General features: G+C 70.3%; 26 protein-coding genes and 1 riboswitch. Of the genes, 17 read left to right on the top strand and 9 right to left on the bottom strand.

The features are described from left to right. Position 1 precedes the first annotated feature (1 nt). Positions 2-883: a DUF3027 domain-containing protein gene (locus tag AC1DU4_RS00770; RefSeq protein ID WP_477837079.1), complete on the bottom strand. Its 882-nt coding sequence runs from the start codon at positions 881-883 to the stop codon at positions 2-4. Positions 884-934: 51 nt separating this feature from the next. On the opposite strand from AC1DU4_RS00770, the gene AC1DU4_RS00775 reads away from it, so the two are divergent. From AC1DU4_RS00775 to AC1DU4_RS00785, 3 genes are read left to right on the top strand one after another with little or no spacing between them, the layout of a single operon-like run. Next, entirely contained in the window at positions 935-1,723 is a 789-nt protein-coding gene (locus AC1DU4_RS00775) for a glutaminyl-peptide cyclotransferase (RefSeq protein ID WP_477837081.1), read from the top strand. A gap of 57 nt (positions 1,724-1,780) precedes the next feature. Next, on the top strand, positions 1,781-3,409 hold the full coding sequence (locus AC1DU4_RS00780) for an MFS transporter (RefSeq protein WP_477837082.1): 1,629 nt from the start codon (positions 1,781-1,783) through the stop codon (positions 3,407-3,409). 23 nt (positions 3,410-3,432) lie between these two features. Continuing rightward, positions 3,433-3,900, top strand: coding sequence for a DUF2771 family protein (locus tag AC1DU4_RS00785; RefSeq protein WP_477837083.1), 468 nt, complete (start codon positions 3,433-3,435; stop codon positions 3,898-3,900). Between the two features lie 8 nt (positions 3,901-3,908). Here AC1DU4_RS00785 and AC1DU4_RS00790 read toward each other — a convergent pair whose 3' ends face one another. Next, positions 3,909-4,322 carry a cold-shock protein gene (locus AC1DU4_RS00790; protein WP_477837430.1) on the bottom strand — a complete coding sequence of 138 codons (414 nt, stop codon included), beginning with the start codon at positions 4,320-4,322 and terminating at the stop codon, positions 3,909-3,911. A 121-nt stretch (positions 4,323-4,443) separates the two neighbouring features. On the opposite strand from AC1DU4_RS00790, the gene AC1DU4_RS00795 reads away from it, so the two are divergent. The 4 genes from AC1DU4_RS00795 (at position 4,444) to AC1DU4_RS00810 (ending at position 7,405) form a co-directional block, all read left to right on the top strand. Then, positions 4,444-4,671, top strand: coding sequence for a hypothetical protein (locus AC1DU4_RS00795; protein WP_477837084.1), 228 nt, complete (start codon positions 4,444-4,446; stop codon positions 4,669-4,671). Further along, positions 4,668-5,075 carry a YccF domain-containing protein gene (locus tag AC1DU4_RS00800; protein WP_477837086.1) on the top strand — a complete coding sequence of 136 codons (408 nt, stop codon included), beginning with the start codon at positions 4,668-4,670 and terminating at the stop codon, positions 5,073-5,075. The genes AC1DU4_RS00795 and AC1DU4_RS00800 overlap by 4 nt, the downstream gene beginning before the upstream one ends. Beyond that, positions 5,072-6,397, top strand: coding sequence for a glycosyltransferase 87 family protein (locus AC1DU4_RS00805; protein WP_477837087.1), 1,326 nt, complete (start codon positions 5,072-5,074; stop codon positions 6,395-6,397). Before AC1DU4_RS00800 ends, AC1DU4_RS00805 begins: the two co-directional genes overlap by 4 nt. A 183-nt stretch (positions 6,398-6,580) precedes the next feature. Further along, positions 6,581-6,764: riboswitch (cyclic di-AMP (ydaO/yuaA leader) on the top strand. A gap of 5 nt (positions 6,765-6,769) precedes the next feature. Continuing rightward, positions 6,770-7,405 carry a transglycosylase family protein gene (locus AC1DU4_RS00810; RefSeq protein ID WP_477837088.1) on the top strand — a complete coding sequence of 212 codons (636 nt, stop codon included), beginning with the start codon at positions 6,770-6,772 and terminating at the stop codon, positions 7,403-7,405. A 68-nt stretch (positions 7,406-7,473) separates the two neighbouring features. Here AC1DU4_RS00810 and AC1DU4_RS00815 read toward each other — a convergent pair whose 3' ends face one another. Further along, on the bottom strand, positions 7,474-7,668 hold the full coding sequence (locus AC1DU4_RS00815) for a hypothetical protein (protein ID WP_477837089.1): 195 nt from the start codon (positions 7,666-7,668) through the stop codon (positions 7,474-7,476). Between the two features lie 60 nt (positions 7,669-7,728). Between AC1DU4_RS00815 and AC1DU4_RS00820 the strand changes: the two genes are divergently transcribed. From AC1DU4_RS00820 to AC1DU4_RS00840, 5 genes are all read left to right on the top strand, one after another. Continuing rightward, positions 7,729-10,020: a helicase-associated domain-containing protein gene (locus AC1DU4_RS00820; RefSeq protein ID WP_477837091.1), complete on the top strand. Its 2,292-nt coding sequence runs from the start codon at positions 7,729-7,731 to the stop codon at positions 10,018-10,020. A gap of 107 nt (positions 10,021-10,127) precedes the next feature. Beyond that, complete coding sequence (locus tag AC1DU4_RS00825) at positions 10,128-10,253, top strand: hypothetical protein (RefSeq protein ID WP_477837093.1); 126 nt, start codon at positions 10,128-10,130, stop codon at positions 10,251-10,253. 154 nt (positions 10,254-10,407) lie between these two features. Continuing rightward, on the top strand, positions 10,408-10,572 hold the full coding sequence (locus AC1DU4_RS00830) for a hypothetical protein (protein ID WP_175478195.1): 165 nt from the start codon (positions 10,408-10,410) through the stop codon (positions 10,570-10,572). Between the two features lie 147 nt (positions 10,573-10,719). Further along, positions 10,720-12,378 (top strand): DNA repair helicase XPB, encoded by a 1,659-nt coding sequence (locus AC1DU4_RS00835; RefSeq protein ID WP_477837095.1) that lies wholly within the window; start codon positions 10,720-10,722, stop codon positions 12,376-12,378. Between the two features lie 10 nt (positions 12,379-12,388). Then, a complete protein-coding gene (locus AC1DU4_RS00840; protein WP_477837096.1) occupies positions 12,389-13,060 on the top strand; it encodes a DUF3239 domain-containing protein in 672 nt (223 codons plus the stop codon). On the opposite strand, the gene AC1DU4_RS00845 is transcribed toward AC1DU4_RS00840, so the two are convergent. Then, positions 13,057-14,043, bottom strand: a complete 987-nt coding sequence (locus AC1DU4_RS00845; protein ID WP_477837098.1) for an LLM class F420-dependent oxidoreductase — start codon at positions 14,041-14,043, stop codon at positions 13,057-13,059. The genes AC1DU4_RS00840 and AC1DU4_RS00845 overlap by 4 nt on opposite strands. A 119-nt stretch (positions 14,044-14,162) precedes the next feature. On the opposite strand from AC1DU4_RS00845, the gene AC1DU4_RS00850 reads away from it, so the two are divergent. Both AC1DU4_RS00850 and AC1DU4_RS00855 read left to right on the top strand, forming a co-directional pair. Beyond that, complete coding sequence (locus tag AC1DU4_RS00850) at positions 14,163-15,257, top strand: alpha/beta hydrolase (protein WP_477837099.1); 1,095 nt, start codon at positions 14,163-14,165, stop codon at positions 15,255-15,257. A 25-nt stretch (positions 15,258-15,282) separates the two neighbouring features. Beyond that, entirely contained in the window at positions 15,283-16,245 is a 963-nt protein-coding gene (locus AC1DU4_RS00855) for a sigma-70 family RNA polymerase sigma factor (protein WP_477837100.1), read from the top strand. Here AC1DU4_RS00855 and AC1DU4_RS00860 read toward each other — a convergent pair. Next, the gene (locus AC1DU4_RS00860; protein ID WP_477837101.1) at positions 16,169-16,774 is read right to left on the bottom strand and encodes a carboxymuconolactone decarboxylase family protein; all 606 of its coding nucleotides are present in this window, start codon (positions 16,772-16,774) and stop codon (positions 16,169-16,171) included. The genes AC1DU4_RS00855 and AC1DU4_RS00860 overlap by 77 nt on opposite strands. Positions 16,775-16,898: 124 nt before the next feature. Here AC1DU4_RS00860 and AC1DU4_RS00865 point away from each other — a divergent pair, with 124 nt between their 5' ends. Together AC1DU4_RS00865 and AC1DU4_RS00870 are read left to right on the top strand one after the other, a co-directional pair. After that, complete coding sequence (locus AC1DU4_RS00865; protein WP_477837102.1) at positions 16,899-18,083, top strand: pyridoxal phosphate-dependent aminotransferase; 1,185 nt, start codon at positions 16,899-16,901, stop codon at positions 18,081-18,083. Positions 18,084-18,090: 7 nt separating this feature from the next. Then, on the top strand, positions 18,091-19,113 hold the full coding sequence (locus AC1DU4_RS00870; RefSeq protein WP_477837103.1) for an AraC family transcriptional regulator: 1,023 nt from the start codon (positions 18,091-18,093) through the stop codon (positions 19,111-19,113). Between the two features lie 9 nt (positions 19,114-19,122). Here AC1DU4_RS00870 and AC1DU4_RS00875 read toward each other — a convergent pair whose 3' ends face one another. Both AC1DU4_RS00875 and AC1DU4_RS00880 read right to left on the bottom strand, forming a co-directional pair. After that, positions 19,123-19,548: a VOC family protein gene (locus tag AC1DU4_RS00875; protein ID WP_477837105.1), complete on the bottom strand. Its 426-nt coding sequence runs from the start codon at positions 19,546-19,548 to the stop codon at positions 19,123-19,125. Positions 19,549-19,665: 117 nt separating this feature from the next. Further along, complete coding sequence (locus AC1DU4_RS00880; RefSeq protein WP_477837106.1) at positions 19,666-21,033, bottom strand: phenylacetate--CoA ligase family protein; 1,368 nt, start codon at positions 21,031-21,033, stop codon at positions 19,666-19,668. A 369-nt stretch (positions 21,034-21,402) separates the two neighbouring features. Between AC1DU4_RS00880 and AC1DU4_RS00885 the strand changes: the two genes are divergently transcribed. After that, entirely contained in the window at positions 21,403-22,149 is a 747-nt protein-coding gene (locus AC1DU4_RS00885) for a tyrosine-protein phosphatase (protein ID WP_477837107.1), read from the top strand. 20 nt (positions 22,150-22,169) lie between these two features. Here the strand turns inward: AC1DU4_RS00885 and paaI are convergent, their stop codons facing one another. Together paaI and AC1DU4_RS00895 are read right to left on the bottom strand one after the other, a co-directional pair. Continuing rightward, entirely contained in the window at positions 22,170-22,550 is a 381-nt protein-coding gene (paaI, locus tag AC1DU4_RS00890; RefSeq protein WP_477837431.1) for a hydroxyphenylacetyl-CoA thioesterase PaaI, read from the bottom strand. A 50-nt stretch (positions 22,551-22,600) separates the two neighbouring features. Further along, positions 22,601-23,455 (bottom strand): GAF domain-containing protein, encoded by an 855-nt coding sequence (locus AC1DU4_RS00895; protein WP_477837108.1) that lies wholly within the window; start codon positions 23,453-23,455, stop codon positions 22,601-22,603. Positions 23,456-23,504: the final 49 nt, after the last annotated feature.

A 23,504-nucleotide genomic window follows, 5' to 3' on the forward strand; every position in this document is an offset into this window, starting at 1 on the left:
GTCAGTTCGTCGATGCCGCGTCTTCTTCGGTGTTCGCGGCGTTCTCGGAGGCTTCGGCGTTCTCGGAGCCCTCGGAACCTTCGGCGTTCTCGGAGCCCTCGGCGGTGTCCACCGGTGCGGGCACGGGATTCGCGACGATCTCCACGGCACCGTCGTCGTAGGCGTCGAACTGCGGGCTGCCGGCGCCGGTGGGCAACTCGGTGTCAGAGTGCGCGCCGCAGCCGTACTCGGCGTAGACCACCCGACCGTCGGCCGCCATCTCGTTGCCGCACACCCCGAACGCCACCCGCAGCGACCCGGCCAGCGGGAGGTAGAAGCCGCACAGCTCACAGGTGGACGGCGCGGCCTTGGCCATCTCGGTGTCCGGCCCGTACTCGCCTTCGCGCCAACGCTCGGCCGCGTCCAGCCGACCCTCCAGGCTCATCACCTGCTTGCGGCCGAGGCCGACCTCGAAGGCCAGGTCGTCGACGACCGGGTCGCCCGTCGCCACGTAACCCGGCACCAGCCGGGGGTCTCCCGCCCGCGGCGGCAGCAGCCCGCCGGGCGTGAGATCGCCTGCTCGGACGCGCTCGTCCCACGGCAGCCAGTCCGGAGCGGTCAGCGCGTCCGGGCCGGGGAGCAGGACCAACTCGCTCACGGTGACGTGGTCGGAGTCCGGTGCGGCGGCCAGGACCACCGCCCACTGCCAGCCGCGATACCCCGGCAGCTGGGCCGTGAACCGGTGGGTGGCGGCGCTCTCGTCCTCGAACGTGACGCCGAGATGTTCCCCGACCTCACCCTCGCCGAGGTCTACCAACGCCTGACGCGCCAGGTCGACCGCATCGGCCAGAACGGGGCGCACGGGGGCAAGCTCGGAGGCAGGCTGGGGACTCACGCGGTCCATTTTGCCGTATCGCAGCAAATCCGTGGCAGGACGGGCTGTCATGCTGTCGTAATGACCTGGCGCCCACTCCTCACGACTGCCGTCGCGGCGGCCGCACTGGCCCTCTCCGGCTGTGCGCCGGACGCCTCGTCGACCACGTCCCCGGCCGTCGAACGGCTCCGCGTCGAGGTGCTCGACACCCGACCGCACGACCCCACCGCCTTCACCCAGGGACTCGAGATCTCCGACGGCGAACTGCTCGAGGGCACCGGGCTCAGCGGCCGGTCGTACCTGAGCGCGCGGGACCTCGGCACCGGCACGGAGCGGGTCCGGGTGCCGCTGGCGGACCCGCTGTTCGGCGAGGGCATCACGGTCGCGGGCGACACCGTATGGCAACTCACCTGGCGCGACGGCGTGGCGGTCGCGTACGACCGGGACACGCTCACCGAGCTCCGTCGGGTGAACTACGAGGGCGAGGGCTGGGGGGTGTGCGCGCAGGACGGTCGCCTGGTGACGAGCGACGGCTCCGACACGCTCACGTTCCGCGACCCGGCCACCTTCGACGGGCTCGGCACGGTGGTGGTCACCCTCGACGGCAAGCCGCAGTCCCAGCTGAACGAACTCGAATGCGCAAGCGACGGAAGCGTCTACGCCAACGTCTGGCAGTCCGACGTCATCCTCCGGATCGATCCGGGCACCGGCGACGTCACCGCGGTGGTCGACGCGTCGGGCCTGCTCACCCATGACGAACGACGGTCCGTGGACGTCCTCAACGGGATCGCGCAGGTACCCGGGACCGACCGATTCCTGATCACCGGCAAGTACTACCCACACCTGTTCGAGGTGCGGTTCGTGCCGTGACGCGCGGAGCCCTAGGGTGCGTGGCCCACTGTCGGTGATCTAGGACAGAATTGGGGAGTGACCGGACCCCGCGAGCCCCACGACCCCGACCGGGGTCGGTCGACCGGCGACCACCCACGGCACGAGAACCACCCCGGATTCGCGAACTATCCGCCGACCACGCGGCGGGTGGGCGGGCGTCGGCAGCCCCTGCCGCCGTTGCACCCCGTCGACAGCGGACCCACCGAGGAGATCCGGCAGCCCGGCCCCGGCGCACCGAAGCCGCCGCCGATCCCCCGCAAGCTCACCGTCACCCGGGTCGCCGCGATGCGCAGTCGCGAGCTGACGAACAAGGGCATCGCCACCTTCCACCGCGCCGCCAAGGCCGACGGCGCCGACAAGTCCGGCCTCACCGCACTCACCTATGCGGTGATGGCGAACTTCGCCACCGACGCCGCGATCGCCGTCGCCCTGGCCAACACGCTGTTCTTCTCCGCGGCGACGGGCGAGGACAAGACCAAGGTCGCGCTGTACCTGCTGATCACCATCGCGCCGTTCGCGGTGATCGCGCCGCTGATCGGTCCGATGCTGGACCGGTTGCAGCACGGCCGCCGGCTCGCACTGGCGTCGTCGTTCGCCCTGCGGACGGTGCTGGCGGTGCTGCTGGTCTTCAACTTCGACAGCTGGGCGCTGTACCCGGCCGCACTGGGCATGATGGTGCTGAGCAAGTCGTTCTCGGTGCTCAAGAGCGCGGTGACGCCGCGGGTGCTGCCACCCGAGATCGACCTGGTGCGGGTCAACTCGCGACTGACCGTGTTCGGCCTGATCGGCGGCACCATCGGTGCGGGCGCGGTGGCCGGCATCATCGCCTTCGCGACCGGCTCCACCGGGGTGCTCTGGTTCGCCGCGCTCCTCACCACCCTGGGCGCCTACCTGAGCATGYGCATCCCGGCGTGGGTGGAGGTCACCGAGGGCGAGGTGCCCGCGACCCTGACCTACCACGGCAACGACGCCCACACCGAGGTGATCGGGGCGGACCGCAAGGAGACGGTCAAGGCCAGCAAGCGGCGACAACCGCTGGGCCGCACCGTCATCACGGGGCTCTGGGGCAACAGCACCATCCGCGTGATGACCGGCTTCCTCACCCTCTACATCGCGTTCGTCGCCAAGTCCCGGACCGGGCACGAGCCCCTGGAGCAGGCCGCGATGCTCGGCCTGGTCGGTGCCGCCGCCGGCATCGGAAACTTCGCGGGCAACGCGGCGGGCGCCCGGATCAAGCTCGGCCGACCCACCGTGGTGGTGCTCCGGTGCACCGCCGCCGTGACGGCGGTCGCGATCCTCGTCGCCCTCACCGACAGCCTCCTCACCGCGGCACTGGCCGCCCTCGTCGCGTCCGGCGCGAGCGCCCTGGCGAAGGTCTCGCTGGACGCCTCGCTGCAGGACGACCTGCCCGAGGAATCCATCGCGTCCGGCTTCGGCCGCTCCGAGACGGTGCTGCAGCTGAGCTGGGTGATCGGCGGCGCGCTCGGAGTGCTGCTGCCGACGCAGTACTGGATCGGGTTCTCGGTGGTGTCGGTGCTGCTCACCTTCGGTCTCGTGCAGACCGTCCTCAGCAACCGGGGGTCGTCACTGCTCCCCGGGCTCGGCGGCAAACGCCCCGACGTGGCAAACCAGGAGATCACCAAGCCGATCTCGACCGCCGACTGACGCCCAACTAGAAACGGAACCCAATGACTCTGCAAGCCCGGACGAAAAAGACCATTGCGGCCCTCTCGGTGGTCGCGCTGGTGGCCGCCGGCGGCCTCGCCGCCGTGGTCACCGTGCTCGTCCAGAACGCCCCGGAGACCCTGCCGACGGTCACCGCGTACGCGCACTACAAGACCGTCGACGCACACGCCGGTGTGTGCGACGCCGACCTCGCGTGCGCGGGGCTCGAGGTCGCGAACCTGAGCGTTCCGGCGGGCCAGCCGCTGCAGTTGTCGCTGCCCAAGGACGTGTCGAGCTCCGACTGGCGGCTGAACGTGCAGATCGGCAACCCCGAGACCGGCGAGGTGTTCAACGGGTACCGCGACTACACACCGGGCGAGGCGTCCGCCGTGACGGTGCCGTCCGGCGAGAACGAGCAGCTCCTCGGCGTGATCATCCAGCTGCCCGCCGATGGCGGCCTCGCACCGGTGTGGGCGATCCAGACCTACTGAGACCCGACCTAGCTGTCGAGCTCCCGGGCGACGGCGCGCACGACCTCGGAGATCCGCTGCGCGGTCTTGCGGTCGGGGTACTTGCCCCGGCGCAGGTCCGGCTGCACCTTGGCCTCGAGCAGGGTGATCATGTCCTCGACCATCCCGTGCAGCTCGTCGGGGGTGTGCTTACGGGCGGCGTCGTCCTTGCGGGCGCCGCCGCCCTGCCGGATGGTCGGGGTCGGTTCGAGCACGGTCACGCTCAGGGCCTGCGGGCCACGACGGCCGGCGGCCATCCCGAACTCCACACGCTGGCCCGGCTTCAGTGCCTCGACACCCGCGGGCAGCGCGGCGGACCGGACGTAGACGTCCTCGCCCGACTCCTGGGAAAGGAAGCCGAAGCCCTTATCCGCGTCGTACCACTTCACCTTGCCGGTAGGCACTGCGTTCACCTGCTCATCCACATATAAAGGAACGCGCCCCACGGATGCGGGACGCGACGACCGCAGTCTACCCCCGCGCGCCGCCGGACCGACCCACGGTTTGAGGCGATACCGTTGGACGGTGGCAAGTCAACAGTCCCCCCGCGGCACCGCGCTCTTGCGTGTCGCGCTCGTCTGCTTCTCCGTCGGCGTGCTCGCGATCATCGCGGCCTTCGTGGTCTTCGCGCTCGGGCATGAACCCCCGCTCGCCCTGTACCTGCTGGCAGGCGCCTGCCCCGTCGGCTTCCTGCTGGCAATCGTCTTCGCACTGAGGTCCGGGCGTCGCGTCCGGGGAGGGGCGCAACAATGAGAATCGTCCTGAACATCATCTGGCTGGTCTTCGGCGGCCTCTGGCTGGCGCTCGGCTACTTCCTGGCCGGCGTGATCATGTGCATCCTCATCATCACCATCCCGTTCGGCATCGCGGCGTTCCGGATCGGCGTGTACGCGCTGTGGCCGTTCGGCAAGACAGTCGTCAACAAGCCCACCTCCGGGATGGGCTCACTGATCGGCAACGTGATCTGGCTGGTGCTGGCCGGCGTCTGGCTGGCCATCGGACACGTGGTCAGCGCGATCGCGATGGCCATCACGATCATCGGCATCCCGCTCGCTGTCGCGAACCTGAAGATGGTGCCGATCTCGTTGATGCCGCTGGGCAAGGACATCGTCGACGTCGACGCGGTACCCGCCTACCCAGGGGGCGCCCAGGGATGAGCCTGCTGCCCCCCACCGTCCGTGCTCCCGGCCCCGCGCCGGACACCGGTCCAGTCACGGCGGAGGGGCGCTCGCTGCCGTCCTCCCCGTTCTTCACCGGCGCGCTGGCCGCCCTCGCCGTGGCGGTGGTCGTCGCGCACGACCGGGCGGTCCCGCTCGGCCACCCACTGTGGGGCCTGTTCAGCAACGGCCTCGACCTGCTGGTGTACCGCAGCGGCGGTGCCACCGTCCTCAGCTCCGCGGGCCTCTACGACCACGCCCTGTACGGCGGCATGTGGTTCACCTATCCGCCGTTCTCGGCGGTGCTGTTCGCGCCGCTGAACCTGGTCGGCGCCGACATGGCCGGCCTGCTCGGCTACCTCGCCAACTTCGTCACCCTCTACCTGGTGGTGCTGCTGTGCTGGCGACAGCTCGGCTATCGGACCGGCCGGCACCTCTACATCGTCAGCGCCCTGCTCACGGTGATCTTCAGCGCGCTCGAGCCGGTCCGCACCACCGTGTGGCTCGGGCAGGTCAACCTGATGCTGATGCTGCTGGTGATCTGGGACCTCGGGCGGCCGGAAGGCAGCCGTCTGCGCGGGTTCGGCGTCGGCGTCGCCACCGGGATCAAGCTGACGCCGGGGCTGTTCCTCGTGCAACTGCTGATCACCCGGCAGTGGCGCGCGGCCGTCGTCGCGGCCACCACACTGCTGGCGACCGTGGCCGTCGGGTTCGTGGTGATCTTCTCCGACTCCAAGGACTACTGGACCGGCGTGATCGTGCACTCCACGCGGATCGGCGAGACGGCCTGGCCGGCCAACCAGTCGGCCTCCGGGGTGCTGGCCCGGTGGCTGGACGTCGCGGAGCCGCCGCGGCTGCTGTGGCTGGCGGTCGTCGGCGCCCTCACCGCACTGGGCATGGGCGCGTCCTACCTGGCCCACCGCCACGGGCACGCGCTGCTGTCGGTGACCGTGTGCGGCCTGACGACGGGCGCCGTCTCCCCCTTCTCCTGGGGGCACCACTGGGTGTGGTTCGTGCCGATGCTGGTCCTCGCGGCGGACTGGGCGCTGCGCAACGGTCGCGCAACCGCCTGGCTGGTGCCGGCGGCGCTCGCCCTGCCACTGCTGATCTGGAGCCACCGGTTCCCCGACGGGGTGTACGCGATCGGGCTGTTCATGATCCCGACCACGACCTACCTTGCCCCGATCTTCGCCGCGGTCTACCCGTTGACGTTCGTCGCGACCGCCACCACGGTCGTGGTCGCACTGCGCCGCTCCCCGCCACCGAACCCCCTGGTCAGCCCCGAGAACTTCTGTGATCTACCTCACATAACGGTGAGATAACAGGGCGGTCTCGGAACCGACCGAGTGCTTCTACCTGCGGAAACTTGCGCAATTCCAGGCGAAACGCCGAATATTCCACAATTTGGGTAACAGATGACGCACAGTCCCGATCCACGTACGGTCATCAGCGGCCGGAAGTTCGGCCAGATCCGGTCCGCCGCGCCAAACCTTGTCCCGCGGACCAGATTCCAACGGATTACCCAGGGACAAGGACGGGGGACCCAATGTCCCCAGTGGACACCGGAGGATGCGAAAGCGACCTCCTTGGGGTGAAGCCAGACCCGCACCAATCCAGGAGCGGCGAGGCCGGGCGACCTCTCAGCCCGAACCCGACAGCTGACCTCGCAGGCGCGTGTGGAGAGGAATGCTTCAATGAGTGCTGGACGCCATCGCAAACCGACTACCACCCGCCGCACTGCCGCCAAGGTCGTCGTGACCGGCGCAGTCCTCGGAGCGGCGAGCGCGGCCTTCGCGGCCCCCGCCAGTGCAGCGCCCGATTCCGACTGGGACCGTCTCGCGCAGTGCGAGGCCGGCGGTAACTGGGGAATCAACACCGGCAACGGCTACCAGGGCGGACTCCAGTTCTCGCCCAGCACCTGGACCGCACACGGCGGCGGCGAGTACGCCGCGACCGCGAACCAGGCCACCCGTGAAGAGCAGATCGCGGTCGCCGAGAAGGTGCTCGCGAACCAGGGCTGGGGCGCATGGCCGTCCTGCTCCTCGAGCCTCGGCCTGACCAGCGGCTCCACCCCGCGCAGCACGCCGGCCCCCGCGCAGGCGGCGCCCGCGGCCGAGGTCCTGCCGTCCGTCACCAGCGTCCCGACCACCGAGGGCACCGCCGACGTCTTCGAGTCGCTCGACAGCATCCTCAGCGCGGTCAAGGCCAGCGGCGTCGTCCTCGACCCGCAGGTCGAGTCCATCTTCCAGGACGCGAAGGCCAAGGGCCTCGGCGTCGACCCGCAGATCGCCCAGCTCCTCGAGTCCGGCGCGGCAATGCTGGCGAAGTAACACCCCCCACTTACGAAGAAGGGCCCCACACCTCACGGTGTGGGGCCCTTCTTCGTTCGGCGCGGTCGTCAGCGGTTCACGACGGTGTGCGGATGGGTGTACGGCAGCTCCGAGACGGGGAGCGGGAACTCGATCTCCTCCCCGAAGGGGGAAAGCCCCCCGGAACGCGACGACGAAAGCTCCGTCACGGCGTAGTCGCCGTCCTGGATCTCCGCCGACGGCCAGCCTGGATCAACGTATCGCTTGCTCGATTTGTTAGCCACGGGGTCATTTTGGCAGGAGGTCGCGTCGCCGTACAGCCCAGGTATCTAATCTGATACGCGATGACCGACACCGAAGGCGTTGACCCGGCCGCCGACACCGAGAGCCTGGCCGCCTGGCTGACCGCGAGAACCGACGCCGAGCTGGCCGAGTTGCTGCGTCTGCGTCCCGACCTCGCGGTCCCGCCTCCCGCCCACCTCGCGGTGCTCGCCGCCCGCGCAGAGCAACGGGCGTCGGTGCTGCGCGCCGCCGACGAGCTGACCGTGCTCGAGCTCACCGTGATCGGGATCCTCTCGCAGGAGGGGGGCCGTGAGCGCGGCGTGCCCCGGGCGGCGCTCACCGCGGCAGTCGCGGGCCGCGCGCCGGTGCGCTCCGTCGACAAGGCGCTGAAGGCGCTCCGCGATCGAGCCCTGGTGTGGGGGTCGAAGGTGCTGCGGGTGACTCCCGCCGCGCAGGACGCCGTCACCTGGCGGGTCGACGCCCCACGGGACGCGCTGACGGCCTCGGAGATCGAGTCCGCCCTCGCCGAACTCAGCGACACCGAACGCCGGCTGCTGACCACGCTGGCCACCAGTTCGCCGATCGGCCGCACCCGCGACGCCGCCCCCGGCACCGACCCGGAGCGGCCCGTGCAGCGGCTGCTGGCCCGGCACCTGCTGAACTGGATCGACGAGCAGACCGTGGAGCTGCCGTACCAGGTGGGCCAGGCCCTGCGCGGGGAAACGGTCAGCGACCCCGCCGCACTGACCCCGCCGCCGATCCGGGCGACCAAGTTGAAGGTCGCCGACGTCAACGCCGCCGCGGGCGGTGAGGTGCTCGAACTGGTCCGGCACTGCGAGGACCTGATCGCCGCCCTCGGCGCACAGCCGGCCGCGACCCTCAAGGCGGGCGGGCTGGGGGTCCGGGAGACCAAGCGGCTGGCGAAGGCCGTCGGCGTCGACGAGGCCCGGCTGGGCCTGCTCGCCGAGGTCCTCGCCGCGGCCGACCTGATCGGCCGCGGGACACCGGACCCGCTGCCCGCCGCCGACACCGGCGACGACTACTGGGCGCCGACGGTGGCGGTGGACTCGTGGCAGACCGCCACGCCCGCACAGCGCTGGCACGTGCTCGCGCAGGCCTGGCTCGACCTGCCGCGGCGGCCGTGGGTGGTCGGCATGCGCGACGAGCACGGCAAGCCGATTGCGGCCCTGTCGGAGGAGGTGCGCGCCACCGGCGCCCCCAGGGACCGCCGGTTCGTGCTGGGGCTGCTCGCCGAGCTGGGCACCGGGCAGGGCGCGACCGCGACCGAGGTGGCCGCCACGGTGGCCTGGCGCCGGCCCCGGTGGTCGGCCCGCTTCGGCGCCGACGCGGTCCGGCACACCCTGACCGAGGCCGCGACCCTCGGACTGGTCGGCCGCGGCGCCCTCAGCTCCCCCGGCCGCAGCCTGCTGCACGACGCCCCCGCCGAGTCCGCCGTCGCCGAGATGGCCGCGAGCCTGCCCGCGCCGATCGACTACGTCCTGCTGCAGGCGGACCTCACGGTTGTCGCACCCGGGCCACTGACCCCGGAACTGCAGGAACAGATCGCGCTCGTGGCGGACCTCGAGTCCGCCGGGACCGCCACCACCTACCGGATCGGCGAGTCCAGCGTGCGCCGCGCCCTCGACGCGGGCCTGAGCGCGTCCGAACTGCACACGCTCTTCGCCACCCGCTCCCGGACACCGGTCCCGCAGTCACTGACCTACCTGATCGACGACGTGGCCCGGCGCCACGGCCGGCTCCGGGCGGGCGTGGCCGCGTCGTTCGTCCGATGCGAGGACCCCGCGCTGCTCGCGGAGGTACTGGCGTCACCGGTGGCCGAACCACTGGCCCTGCGGGCTCTCGCCCCCACCGTCGCGATCTCCCAGGCACCGCTGGCCGAGGTGCTCGACCAACTGCGCACCGCCGGTTTCGTGCCCGCGGGCGAGGACTCGTCCGGCGCCATCGTGGACCTCCGCCCGCGCGGGTCCCGGGTGATGCGGCGCCGGGCCCGGCCGGCGCCGCGGATGCCGGCCGTCCCCACCGCCGAGCAGCTCGAGACCCTGGTCCGCCAGCTCCGGGCCGGCCAGCGGGCCGCATCGGCGACCCGCGGCGACGGCGTCCGCTCGGACGGCAGCCGGGCCAGCGGCGCCGCCACCGTCGCGCTGCTGCAGCTGGCCGCCCGGGTGCACCGCAGCGTGTCGATCGGGTACGTGGACGCGCAGGGCGTGGCCACCGAGCGGATCGTGGACCCGGTCAGCGTCGGCGGCGGTCAGCTCGACGCCTTCGACCCGGCGGCGGGCGCAGTGCGCCGGTTCACATTGCACCGGATCACCTCGGTGAACCTGGTCGACTGACCGGAATTCACGGRCCCCGAAAGCTCCTGATCAGCGCGACTGGCTTTTCCTACGGAATGACGTATGGTCTCGGTCAAGTGATTGCCACTTCGTATTCAGGAGAGACAATGGCCGATCGAAACTCTGGTAAAACCCTGAAAAAGCCCGCCCAGTCCATCAAGGAAAAGCGGGCGGAAAAACGGGAAAAGTCAGTCGAGTCCACGGAGTTCATCCGGAAGCGGAAACGCAGCTGACTTCATGCCCCCGCATGCCGGCGCCCTCGACGCACTGTACGAACAGTTCTCGAACAGCGGCAACGCCACCGCCAGGATCTTCGTACTGGACGAGCAGGCCAAACAGTCCGGCCTCCCGGTGCTACACCCGACAGGACACGGAAGGACCGTCACTGTGAAACGGACACTGCTCGCACTGGACCAGATCAAGGAAAGGCTGGAGAACGAACTGGACGCCGCCACCGGAAACGGTGAACGCCAGTCCGGGTACCGTTCCGGAATTTCCGAGGCACTGGTCCAGGTGATGGACACGAGAAATTCACTCACCGCGCAACGCTAGAAATTCGCGCGGCGAAAAACGGTTACAAAGGAAGGGATTCGGCGTTTCCGCCGAATCCCTTCCTTTTCTCGCGTGCGGCCTCGGCGGCGGCCGCCCACCCGGACAACGTGGACAATGGTGGGGCTACGACCGTCAAAAGGAGGACGCGTGACCGACGGACCCTTGATCGTCCAGTCCGACAAGACCCTGCTCCTGGAGGTCGACCACGAGCTGGCCGGCCAGGCCAGGCAGGCCATCGCCCCGTTCGCCGAACTCGAACGCGCCCCCGAGCACGTGCACACCTACCGGGTCACCCCGCTGGCGCTGTGGAACGCGCGCGCGGCCGGGCACGACGCCGAGCAAGTGGTCGACGCCCTCGTGACCTACTCGCGATTCGCGGTCCCGCAACCGCTGCTGGTCGACGTCGTCGACACCATGGCCCGCTACGGCCGGCTGCAGCTGGTGAAGAACCCCGCGCACGGGCTGACCCTGGTCAGCCTGGACCGCGCCGTGCTCACCGAGGTGATGCGGCACAAGAAGATCGCCCCGATGCTCGGCGCCATGGTCGACGAGGACACCGTCGTGGTGCACCCGTCCGAGCGCGGGCACCTCAAGCAGATGCTGCTCAAGATCGGCTGGCCGGCCGAGGACCTGGCCGGGTACGTGGACGGCGAGGCGCACCCGATCGACCTGGCCTTCGAGGAGGGCCACTGGCAGCTTCGCGACTACCAGGAGATGGCGGCCGAGTCGTTCTGGGCCGGCGGGTCCGGCGTGGTGGTGCTCCCCTGCGGCGCCGGCAAGACCATGGTCGGCGCGGCCGCCATGGCCAAGGCCAAGGCCACCACCCTGATCCTGGTGACCAACACGGTCGCCGGCCGGCAGTGGAAGCGGGAACTGATCGCCCGGACCTCCCTGACCGAGGACGAGATCGGCGAGTACTCGGGCGAGCGCAAGGAGATCCGGCCCGTCACCATCGCCACCTACCAGGTGATCACCCGCCGCACCAAGGGCGAGTACAAGCACCTGGAGCTGTTCGACTCCCGCGACTGGGGCCTGGTGATCTACGACGAGGTGCACCTGCTGCCCGCGCCGGTGTTCCGGATGACCGCGGACCTGCAGTCGAGACGTCGCCTCGGCCTGACCGCGACGCTGGTCCGTGAGGACGGCCGTGAGGGCGACGTGTTCTCCCTGATCGGTCCGAAGCGCTACGACGCGCCGTGGAAGGACATCGAGGCCCAGGGCTGGATCGCGCCGGCGGACTGCGTCGAGGTCCGGGTGACGATGACCGACGCGGAGCGGATGGCGTACGCGACTGCCGAGCCGGAGGAGCGCTACAAGCTCTGCTCGACGGCGCACACCAAGATCGCGGTGGTGAAGTCGATCCTGGCCAAGCACCCGGACTCCCCCACCCTGGTCATCGGCGCCTACATCGACCAACTCGACGAGCTGGGCGAGGCGTTGGATGCGCCGGTCATCAAGGGCTCGACCAAGACCAAGGAACGCGAGATCCTCTTCGACCAGTTCCGCAACGGCGAGATCCAGACGCTGGTGGTGAGCAAGGTCGCCAACTTCTCGATCGACCTGCCGGAGGCGTCGGTCGCGGTGCAGGTCTCGGGCACCTTCGGGTCGAGGCAGGAGGAGGCCCAGCGGCTCGGGCGCCTGCTGCGGCCCAAACACGACGGCGGCCAGGCGCACTTCTACTCGGTGGTGTCTCGGGACACACTCGACGCGGAGTACGCCGCGCACCGGCAGCGGTTCCTCGCCGAGCAGGGCTACGCGTACCGGATCACCGACGCGGACGACCTGCTCGGACCGGCGATCGGGTAGGAATAGGTCCGTGCGCCGCTTCGAGTTCCCCGTCGACAATGCCCATGCCCGGTCCGTGAACGAGACGGTCGGCGACGTCCGCCGACTGCGGGTCTCGTCGATCGTCACCGCCGTCCTGTTCGTCGCGCTCGCGGTGTGGTTGTTCACCCTCGCGCACCCGTGGTCGTACATCCTCGGCGTGGTGCTGGCCCTGGTCGGGGCGACCTCGTTGTGGGTCGCGTTCTGGGCCCCGCGCAAGGTCGGGTCCATCGAGGACCTGTACGCCAAGGGCGCGCTGGTGCCGGCGGTGGTGGCCGAGACCCGGCCGCGCGGCGCCACCCTGCTCGCGCTGATCGACGTCGCCAAGCCGACCGCGGACGGCCCGCACTACGTGCTCGTCACCCGCAACGTGCAGTCCCTGCCCGGCCACACGCTCAACCACGTGGGCGAGCGGGTGCCGTCGATCTCGGTGCTCTCGGACCGCAACACCCGGGCCAAGGGCGACACCTGGCAGATGGTCAGCCCGATGCCGATCGCGTGGGGCACCCGGGACGCGCGCGTGCTGCGACGCGCGGCGGATGCGATCGGCGGCGAGGAGTGGAAGCTGCTCGCCAAGAGCATCCCGCTCGCCGCGCAGGTGCGCCGGGCGGACAACCAGCAGCTGCCCGTCGCGACCGCGGACCTGCCCGACTACCTGCGTTAGGCGAGCGCGGGGATGACCTCGCGTTCGAACAGTTCGATCCCGGACCTGTCGTACGCCGCCTCCGGGAAGTAGCAGATGGCGTAGTCGAGCCCCTGCGCCCGCAGCGCGGTGAGGTTCTCGACGATCTGCTCGGGTGTCCCGACTGCGGGCATGCCGGTGAACGCGGCCATCGACGCCTCCGCCAGGTCCTCGCCCACGTAGCGAGCCATCCGGTCCTTCGTCTGCGCGAGCCGGTCGTCGACGTCGGCCTGCGTCGCACCGATCGCGACGTTGTAGTTGGCGGAGCGCACGATCGCGCCGAAGTCGGTGCCTACGGCCGCGCAGTGCTCACGCAGCACCGCGGACTTGTGCGTGAAGCCCTCCGGGGTGCCGTCGAAGTTGGTGTACTGCGCGTACTTCGCGGCGATCTTCAGCGTGACCTTCTCCCCGCCGCCGGCGATCCACAGCGGCGGTCCGCCCTCCTGCAGCGGCAGCGGCCGGCAGATCGCGCCGTCGACCTGGTAGTGCTTGCCGTCGAGGGTCGCGGCCCCGGTGCGCCAGGYCTGCTGCAGGATCTGCACGCCCTCGTCGAGGCGGGCCAACCGCTCACCCGCCCGCGGGAAGCCGTAGCCGTAGGCGCGCCACTCGTGCTCGTACCAGCCTGCGCCGATGCCCATCTCGATGCGGCCTCCGGAGATGAGGTCCGCGGTCGCGGCGATCTTCGCGAGGTAGGCCGGGTTGCGGTAGCTCATCGCCGTGCACATCTGCCCGAGGCGGATCTGCGAGGTCACCGCGGCCAGCGCCGACATCAGCGACCACGCCTCGTGGGTGGCCTCCTCGGTGGGTGCGGGCACCGTGTGGAAGTGGTCGTACACCCACGCCGACTCCCACGGTCCCGCCTCCGCGCGCAGGGTCAGCCCCTTCATCACCTGCCAGTGGTCGGCGGGCTCGATGCCCACCAGGTCCAGCCGCCAGCCCTGAGGTACGAACATCCCGAATCGCATCGGTCGAGCCTACGACGGTCGGCATCGGGTTCGGCAGACAAACTCACCCGGAGGCCCGCTGCGTGATGGAAGATGCACGGCAAGAAGACGACCCGGCCCAGCGGAAGAGGACCCCCGTCATGCAGAGCACGCTGATCGACACCGCACTCGAGCGCGTCACCCGCGCCGTCGTCGTGGCCGCGGGCGCCCTCCCCCGACCCGTGCAGCGCCTGCTCGCCGGCCGGCCGGTCCGAGTCGACGGCAACGAACTCAACCTCGAGATCCAGCTGATGCTGCGCATGCTGACGCTGCTGCCCGGCTCCGACTACGCGGCACAACCGGTCGCGACGTCGCGGGCGCAGATCGACTCGGAGGCGCGGTTGGTGGCCGGCGCCCCGATCCCGATGGAAGCGGTCCGGGACCTCACCGTGCCGGGCCCGGCCGGCCCGATCCCGGTTCGGCTGTACCGGCCGAAGGGCCTGACGGCGCAGGCCCCGGCGGTGGTCTACTTCCACGGCGGCGGGTTCGCGCTGGGCAGCCTGGACAGTCACGACAGCGTCTGCCGCTTCCTCGCCGCACATGCCGAGGTGGCGGTGCTGGCCGTCGACTACCGGCTGGCCCCCGAGCACCCGTACCCCGCGGCCGTCGAGGACGGGCTGGCCGCCTTCCGCCATGTCGCCCTGAACGCGGACGAGCTGGGCATCGACCCCCGCCGCATCGCCGTCGCCGGCGACAGTGCCGGCGGCAACCTCGCCACGGTGCTCGCCCAGGTGACCGCGGCCGCCGGCGGACCACGGCCGGCGTTCCAGCTGCTCTTCTTCCCATGGGTCGACATGTCGACCAAACACCGGTCGTACCAGCTGTTCACGGACGGGTACTTCCTCACCGAGGCGCAGATGGACTGGTACACCGAGCAGTACCTGCCCGACCGCGGCGCCCGCACCGACCCGCAGGCGTCACCGTTGCTGGCCGACGACCTGGCCGGGCTGCCGCCGGCGTACATCGCGGTCGCCGGCTTCGACGTGCTGCGCGACGAGGGGCAGGCGTACGCGACGCGGCTGCGCGAGGCCGGCGTCACGACGACGCTGCGCACCCACCACGACCTGGTGCATGCCTTCGTCAACATGACCGGTTACGGCCGCGCCGGCAGCGACGCGCTGCGTGAGGCCGTCGGCGCGCTGCGGGTCGGGCTCTCGCTGGACACGGCACCGGACGCGCAGACCCGGGTCTCGTAGGCACCGTCCTCGTAGACTCGACCGCATGGCCGTTACCGCGCTGGCCGAGACATTCGAGTCGCACCGCCAGCACCTGCTCGCCGTGGGCTACCGGATGACCGGCAGCGTCGCCGACGCCGAGGACGCCGTCCAGGAGGCCTGGCTGCGGCTGAGCGAGCGCGACGCCGACGACATCCGCGACCTGCGGGCCTGGCTGACGACGGTGGTCGGGCGGATCTGCCTCGACCACCTGCGCAGCGCGGCCGTCCGCCGGGAAAGCTATGTGGGGCAGTGGCTTCCGGAGCCGATCGTGAGCCCGCTCGGGGGACACAGCCCACCGGACCCGTTGGACGCGGTGGTCCGGGACGAGGACACCCGGCTCGCGGCGATGATCGTGCTCGACACCCTCGGCCCGGACCAGCGAACCGCCTTCGTCCTGCACGACGGATTCGGTGTGCCGTTCGACGAGATCGCCACACTGCTCGACACCTCCACCCCGGCGGCGCGTCAGCTCGCGTCCCGGGCGCGGCGGGCGGTCGCGGGTGTGGAGTCGCCGACGCCGGACCCCGAGCACGCCGAGGCGGTGGGCGCGTTGCTCGCGGCGATGGCCAGCGGCGACCTGCAGCAGGTGCTCGACGCCCTGCACCCGGACGCACTGGTGATCGGCGACGCGGGCGGCACCACCCGCACCGCCGTCAACGTGCTCCACGGCGCCGACCACTTCGCCCGGTTCTTCCTCGGCCTGGCCCAGCGCTACGGACCGCAGGCCCTCCTGGCCATCGAATCGGCCATGGTCAACGGCCAGCTCGGCTTCCTCTCGTACGGCTCGCCCGGCGACGAGACACACCCGGCCTTCCCCGGCCGCGTCGGCGGGTTCACCGTGCGCGAGGGCAAGGTCTGCGCGGTCTACGACATCGCGAACCCGGCCAAGCTCACGCGCGTCCGGATTCCCGGCTGGCACCGGCCTGATCCGCCGCCCACGGAACCCGGCACGCGTCGCCGGAACTGAACCCCTGGTCCACGATGCCGAGCGCCGAGTACATCCGCGAGCGCTGGTTCTCCAGTGCGATCTGGTAGGTCAGCTCCACCACACCGTCGCGGCCGAACCGGCGTTCGAGGTCCGCGACCTGCTCGTCGGTGACGGCGGTGGGCGTGGCGGTCATGGCGTCCGCGTAGGCGATCGCGGCCCGCTCGTCGTCGCTGTACCGCGACGAGTTCTCGTAGTCGCCGATCTGCTGGAGGCGCTCGACGTCCAGGCCTTCCAGACGGGTGAGCATGGTCCCGAAGTCCACACACCAGGAGCAGCCGACCGTCCAGGCCACCCGGTAGACCGCGATCTCGCGGACGTTTGCCGGCAGCACGGTCGACGCCTTCTCCACGGCCATCTCGTGCCCGGCCGAGGCCAGAAACAGCTTGCGGTGGTGTGCGAGCACGGCGAAGGGTTCGGGGACCGCGCCGAACCGGCGTCCGGCGATCCGGTATGCGAGCTTGACCAGCGGACCTGCCTCCTGCGGCGGAACCGGGGGAATTCGAGTCATGACACTCTCCTGTTCGCGGTATCGACGGCCCGTGTGCGGCCGTCTACTCCCTGGACGAGACGGCCCGGACAAACGTGACAGTAGGCGTTTCCCGGCCCAATGCACCCCCGCCTAAGCTGTGACAATGCCCGCAGCACGCCATTCGCAGACGGTCGCTCGCCTCCGGCCCTTCGCCTCGACGATCTTCGCGGAGATGACGGCGCTCGCCACCGCGACGGGTGCGATCAACCTCGGCCAGGGGTTCCCGGACACCGACGGTCCGCGGGCCATGCTGGACGTCGCCCGCGCCGCGATCGCCGACGGGCTGAACCAGTACCCGCCCGGCCCGGGCATGCCGGTGCTGCGCGAGGCCATCGCCGCGGACCAGGCCGCCCGGTACGGGATGTCCTACGACCCGGACACCGAGGTGCTGGTGACCGTCGGCGCCACCGAGGCGATCAGCGCCACCCTGCTCGGGCTGGTCGAACCTGGCCAGGAGGTGGTGCTGATCGAGCCGTACTACGACTCCTACGCCGCCGCCGTCGCGCTGGCCGGCGGGGTGCGCCGGACGGTGCCGCTGGTGCCGGACGGCGCGGGCTTCGCGCTGGACCTCGACGCGTTGCGTGCGGCGGTCGGGCCGAACACCGCGATGCTGGTGGTCAACACCCCGCACAACCCGACCGGCACCGTGCTCGGCGCCGCGGACCTGGCCGGGATCGCCGCGCTCGCCGTCGAGCGGGACCTGCTGGTGCTCAGCGACGAGGTCTACGAACACCTGGTGTTCGACGGCGCCGCCCACACCCCGCTGGCCTCGCTGCCGGGGATGGCCGAGCGCACCGTCACCGTGTCGAGCGCCGCGAAGACCTTCGCGGTGACGGGCTGGAAGACGGGCTGGGTGTGCGGGCCCGCGGAACTGGTGGACGCGGTCCGCACCGCCAAGCAGTTCCTCACCTTCGTCGCCGGCGGCCCGTTCCAGCCGGCCGTCGCGTACGCGCTGCGGCACGAGCAGGGGTGGGTCGCCGAGCAGCGAGATACCTTGCAGCGCAAGCGGGACACTCTCAGCGACGCGTTGCGCACGGCGGGGTTCGGGGTGCACGCCAGCGGCGGCACCTACTTCGTGTGCGCGGACATCACCCCGTTCGGCACCACCGACGGTGCGGCCTTCTGCCGGGCGCTGCCGGGGCGGATCGGGGTGGCCGCGGTCCCGGTGAGCGCGTTCGCCGACGACAAGGCGGCGTGGGATCACGTGGTGCGCTTCGCGTTCTGCAAACGCGACGAGGTGCTGACGGAGGCCGCCGAGCGGCTCGCCTCGCTGGCGGGGCGGTGGTGACCGCACGATGAGCGCCCCCCGCACGGTGCCCGCCGACTTCGTTCGCCGGGCCGCCGAGATCGCGGCCGGCGGCGGCTTCGACCTGGGCTTCCCGCTGGACGCGGCGGGGGTGTCCGCGGCGGTCCTGCGCGACGCCACCGCCCGCATCACCCCGGACCAGTTGTCGCGGTTCACCCAGGCGGCGTGGCAGCTCACCGACGACGAACTGTTCGGCCTGGGCGCGGCGCCCGTGCCGCGGGGCACCTTCAAGCTGGTCAGTCTGGCCCTGATCCACACCCCCGACCTCGGCAGCGCCCTCGAGCGGATCACCGACGTGACCCGCGCCCTGCCCGGCATGCCGCCGATGCGACTGGAGACCGGCGCGACCACCACCCGACTGCTGGTGCAGGTCCCCGAGCGCGCGCGGGCACTGCCGCCGGCCTCCGCGCTCGCCGCCGACCGACTGCTCATCGACTTCGTGATGATGGTGCTGCACCGGTTCGCGGCCTGGCTGGTGGGCAGGAGAATGAAGCTCGTCTCGATGGAATTGCCTTATCCCACACCGGATCCGGCACTCGCAAAGAACTACGACGCCATCTTCGGGGTGCCCGTCGCCTTCGGCGCGGACGTCGCCGCACTGGAGTTCGACAGCGCGCTGCTACGGGCCCCCATCGTCCAGACGGAGGAGACGCTGCTCGCCTACCTCCGCGAGTCCCCGAACCTGATCTTCTCCGAGCGCGACTACGACAGCTCCGCGGCGACGCAGGTGCGCAAGGTTCTCGAGGCCGGGGTCCGGGGACGCACCTCGACCGCCGACGACATCGCGGAGATGCTCTCGATCAGCGTCCCGCACCTGCGACGGCTGCTCCGGCAGGAGGGCACGTCGCTCAACCAGCTGCGCGAGGAGGTGCTGCGCGACGCGGCGATCTCCGGCCTCGGCCGCGGCGAGTCCGTCGACGAGCTGTCCGCCCGGCTCGGGTTCTCCGAGCCCAGCGCGTTCCGGCGGGCGTTCAAGCGCTGGACCGGCGAGACCCCCGGCGCCTACCGGTAGGGCCCGGGCTCAGCACAGGCAGAACTCGTTGCCCTCCGGGTCCGCCATGGTGATCCACCGGTACGGCCCCTGCTGCCCGCGGTGCAGCTCCGTCGCCCCGGCCGCGACCAGCCGGTCCGCGACGGCCTGCCTGTCGTCGCCGACCCGCAGGTCCAGGTGCATCCGGTTCTTCACCGTCTTCGGTTCCGGCACCGTCTGGAACAGCACCCGTGGCCGCTCCGGATGCTCGGGGTCCGAGATCGCCGCCCCGGCCTTCCACACCAGCACCCCCTCGAACAGCGTGGTGTCCTGCTCGCTGGCCTGGCCGGCGGCGACCAGCCCGCGGATGAAGTCCTCGTCGCTCGGTTCCACCTGCCAGCCGAGCGCCGCGGCCCACCACTTGGCCAGCGTGTGCGGATCGTTCGAATCGACAGTCACCTGAAATTCGTATCCCATGTCCGGACGGTACAACCGGCCACCGACACGGGCGCGCACTCGGAACGGCGCAGCGCACCTGCCCGGCGACGTGCCGGACAGGTGCGCTGCTGGTGCGATGTCACGCGGGCACGACGGTCAGGCGGTCCCGACCACGCGCAGCAACTGGCGACGGTCGATCACTCTCTTCGCCTTCGAGACGGCCCGCTCGAGCGTCTCCGGATCCAGTATCTCAACCGTGAAGTTGATGTTCGTGTCGTTCTTGAGCCGCGCCCGTACGGCGGCTTCGAGGTCCTTCTTGAAACCCGGCACGTCGTCCGGCTCGATCGTCGGGTCGTACTCGACCTGCACGGTGGCCGTGTCCATGGATCCCTCGCGGTCGGTGATGATCACGAACTCCACGCCTGTGCCCGGCACAGACAGCAACGATCTCTGGACCTGGCTCGGATAGACGTTGGCTCCGCGGATGATCAACATGTCGTCGAGCCGTCCGTACACCCCGAGCGGCAGCCGCGGGTAGGTGCGGCCGCACGGACAGGGCTCGTAGGTCATGTGTGACTCGTCGCGCGAGGCGAAGCGGATCATGGGCTGCGACTCCCGTCGCAGGTGTGTGTAGACGATGCCGCCGCTGACACCGTCCTCGACCGCCCGGTTCGGGTCTTCCTTGTCGACCACCTCGGTCCAGACCTGATCCTGCAGGACGTGCACGCCGCGCCCGTGTTCACACTCGGCATTGGTCGCGAACGGAGTCATCTCCGACGTCGTCGCCAGGTCTCGCACGGTCATTCCCCAGCCCCGCTCGAGCACCTCTCGGGTGCCCGGGATGGCGGCACCGGGTTCCCCGATGAAGATGCCGAGGCGAAGTGGGGAGGCCGCCGTGTCGTAGCCGAGCGAACGAGCACGCTCGAGCATGTGCAGCGCGTAGGTCGGTGTGCTGATCAGCACGGTCGAACCGACCCGGTACATCAACTCGAGCTGGCGCTCAGTCTCCCCAGCCCCGATCGGGAACGCCGTCGCGCCGATCCGCTCGCAGCCCTGCAGCGAGCCCCAGCCCCCGATGAACATGCCGAACACTGTGGCCAGCTGGACCCTGTCGGTCGGACGCACTCCCGCGGTGAAGAAGCCCTGGGCCATCACGTCAGTCACGTGCTCCCAGTCGGCCCGCGAGATTCCGTACAGCGTCGGGGCGCCCGTGGTGCCGGAGGAACCATGCACACGGGCGATCTCGGATTCCGGCACGCCGAGGTAGCTGCCGAACGGCGGGTTCGAGGCCTGATCGTCGCGCAGCATCTGCTTGGTGATCACGGGTACCCGGCGGGTGAAGTCGTCGAGACTTCGAACCTGATCGGGATGGAATCCGTAAGCGTCGTAGTGCCGCCGGTAAAACGGCAGTTCGGCGTAGGCGCGGTGCAGCTGTCGTTGCAGTAGAGCCAGGATCTCCACCTCACGCTCTGCGCGTGGACGGGTCTCCATCTGCTCGTTCCAGTAGACACGTTCGGGAGCCATTGACGACCACCTTCCTCTTCGCTGGTACCACATCATCGACTCCGCGCAGCGTGCACTGCTACCCCCGAAATTGCCGCGCGTTCCGGGGCCGTCGTCGTGCCCTTGTCAGGCGGGAGTCACGGCCCGTCAATGTGTCGGCCACCATTGCGCCAGTTTCTTCGAGCAGCATTCGGTTTTCAGTTGTGAGTCTCTGAAGGAGAACCGTTGAACACCCGTTTCAGAATGGTCGGTTTCGCTGCGGCACTGACCGTCGCCCTCGCTGGATGCAGTCAGTCGACGAGCGACGACACCGCAGCGTCCGCCACCTCCCTGCCGGCGGCGCCGTCCCTGCAGACGGGTTCAACCACACCGGCGCAGACACCAAGACTCTTGTCCGCCAACAACTTCCGTGACCTGGCCGGACCCGATGGCGGATACACCACATCCGACGGACGCCGGGTCCGCGAGGGCGTCCTCTACCGGTCCAATGCACTGATCACCGACGACGCGGACGCCGCGACGCTCGACGGCCTTGGTGTACAGGCGGTTTACGACCTCCGCACCACGGCCGAGATCGACAAGGGCCCCGATCGCGTTCCGGCGGGGGCGCGCTACGTGCACGTCAACATCCTCGGCGACGCCGCGAGCGCCGCCGTCACGTCGTCGGTGGACCTTTCCACCCCCGAAAGTGCTGCGGCCGTGCTGATCGCCGCCAATCGACAGTTCGTGACCGATCCGGCCATGCGCGCACAGTTCGCGACCCTGCTGACCGACATCGCCACAACGGGTGGGCCGCAGATCTTTCACTGCACCGCAGGCAAGGACCGGGCCGGCTGGACCAGCGCAGTTCTGCTGAAGATCGCCGGCGTCGACGACGCCACCGTTATGAGCAACTACCTACTCACCAACGAGTATTCGAAGGATTCGATCGAGGCGACGGCCGCCAAGGTCACGGCCGCGAAGGGCGATCAGGCCGGCGCGGCTGTGAAGGTCCTCCTGGGCGTCGCTCCCGAATTCCTCCAGGCCGGATTCGACGAGATCGGCACCAACTTCGGCACGTTCGACAACTACCTGACCGCCGGACTCGGACTCTCGCCCGACACCATCGCCGCGTTGAAGACCAAACTCACCGCCTGACCGCCAGGATGGAAGCCGGGTCAGTCCCGTGCCGCGGGCAGCGCCCGGCTGTGGCCTCGGAACAGTGCCACGACCGTCCCGTCCTCGCGCGTCACGGAGACGTCGAAGACGCCGTTGCGGCCGAACGTGACCAGCTCCGTGGCCCGCGCGTGGAGTACGTCGCCGGCGTGGGCCGGGGAGACGAACACGATGTCGGCCTTCGCCGCAACGGCCACCGTGCCACGACTGTTGCATGCGCAGGAGAACACCGTGTCCGCGAACAGGAAGACCTGACCTCCGTGACAGGTTCCGTGACCGTTGAGCATGTCCTCGGTGACCGTCATGGTCCCCGCGGCGGCGCCGTCGGCGAACTCGGTGACCGCGATCCCGTGCCGACGGGAGGCCCGGTCGGCATCGAACATCGCGGCTGCCATACGCAGCCCCGCCGCCGCCGGCGGCGGCAGAACCGCGCTCACGAGAGAAGTCCTGCAACCCGAGCCGCGGACACCGCAGCATGCCGGTTGTGCACACCGAAGGCCCTGCGCAGTATGCGCATCCGACGTTGCACGGCGGCGAGTTCGATCCCGAGGCGATCGGCGATGTCGCGGTCGGTGCAACCTCCCGCGGCAAGCTCGAGCACCTTCAGATCCGACGGTCCGACGACCGGCGACGCGCCCCGGTCCGCCTGCCCGCGCAGGACGACCAGCAGTTCCCGACAGGTGCTGCGCACCTGTGCGTGGACCGGATCGTCCGGCATCCCGTCGAGGTCTGCCACCATCTCCTCCACCACAGCGCACCAGTGCGTGCGGCCGGGCACCTTGCCGCCGTGGCCGGGGCGCGACTCATCGCCCACCGGGGTGGACGACGCCGCGCCGCGGGACGACGCCTCCAGGTCGCGAATCAGCTGCCGACCCACGCTCACGAGCTCGTCGATGGCACGGTCGTCGATGCTCACGGCCGCGCGAACAGCCCCGTAGAGAACCGCACTCACCTGTCCGTTGACGCGTGCGGGGACGGCGATGAGCGCACGCAGGCCCTCCCGCTCCACCGCACTGTCGTACTCATGGGTGATGGCGCGCGCACAGGTGTAGTCCTGCACGGTCACCGGCCGGCCCAGGGTGGTGGCTCGGCCGCCCAGTCCCACACCGGGCGGGAGCGAGAGCCCGCGCAACGCCTCGCAGCGGTTACCGCGGAGGTTGCTGATCCGGAGCGTTCCGGAACGGACGCGCCCCGCGAAGACCACGGTCAGTCCCGAGCGGCGCTGCGCCTGCGCGAGCGCACGGTCCAGGGCACTGCTGGCGTCCAAGACTGCGGCGACCGGCGTCATATGACAACTCAATTCGTCAGAAGGGGTTGAAACATGCGAGCACTCGCTC

Source organism: Rhodococcus sp. P4_F5, from assembly GCF_056401315.1.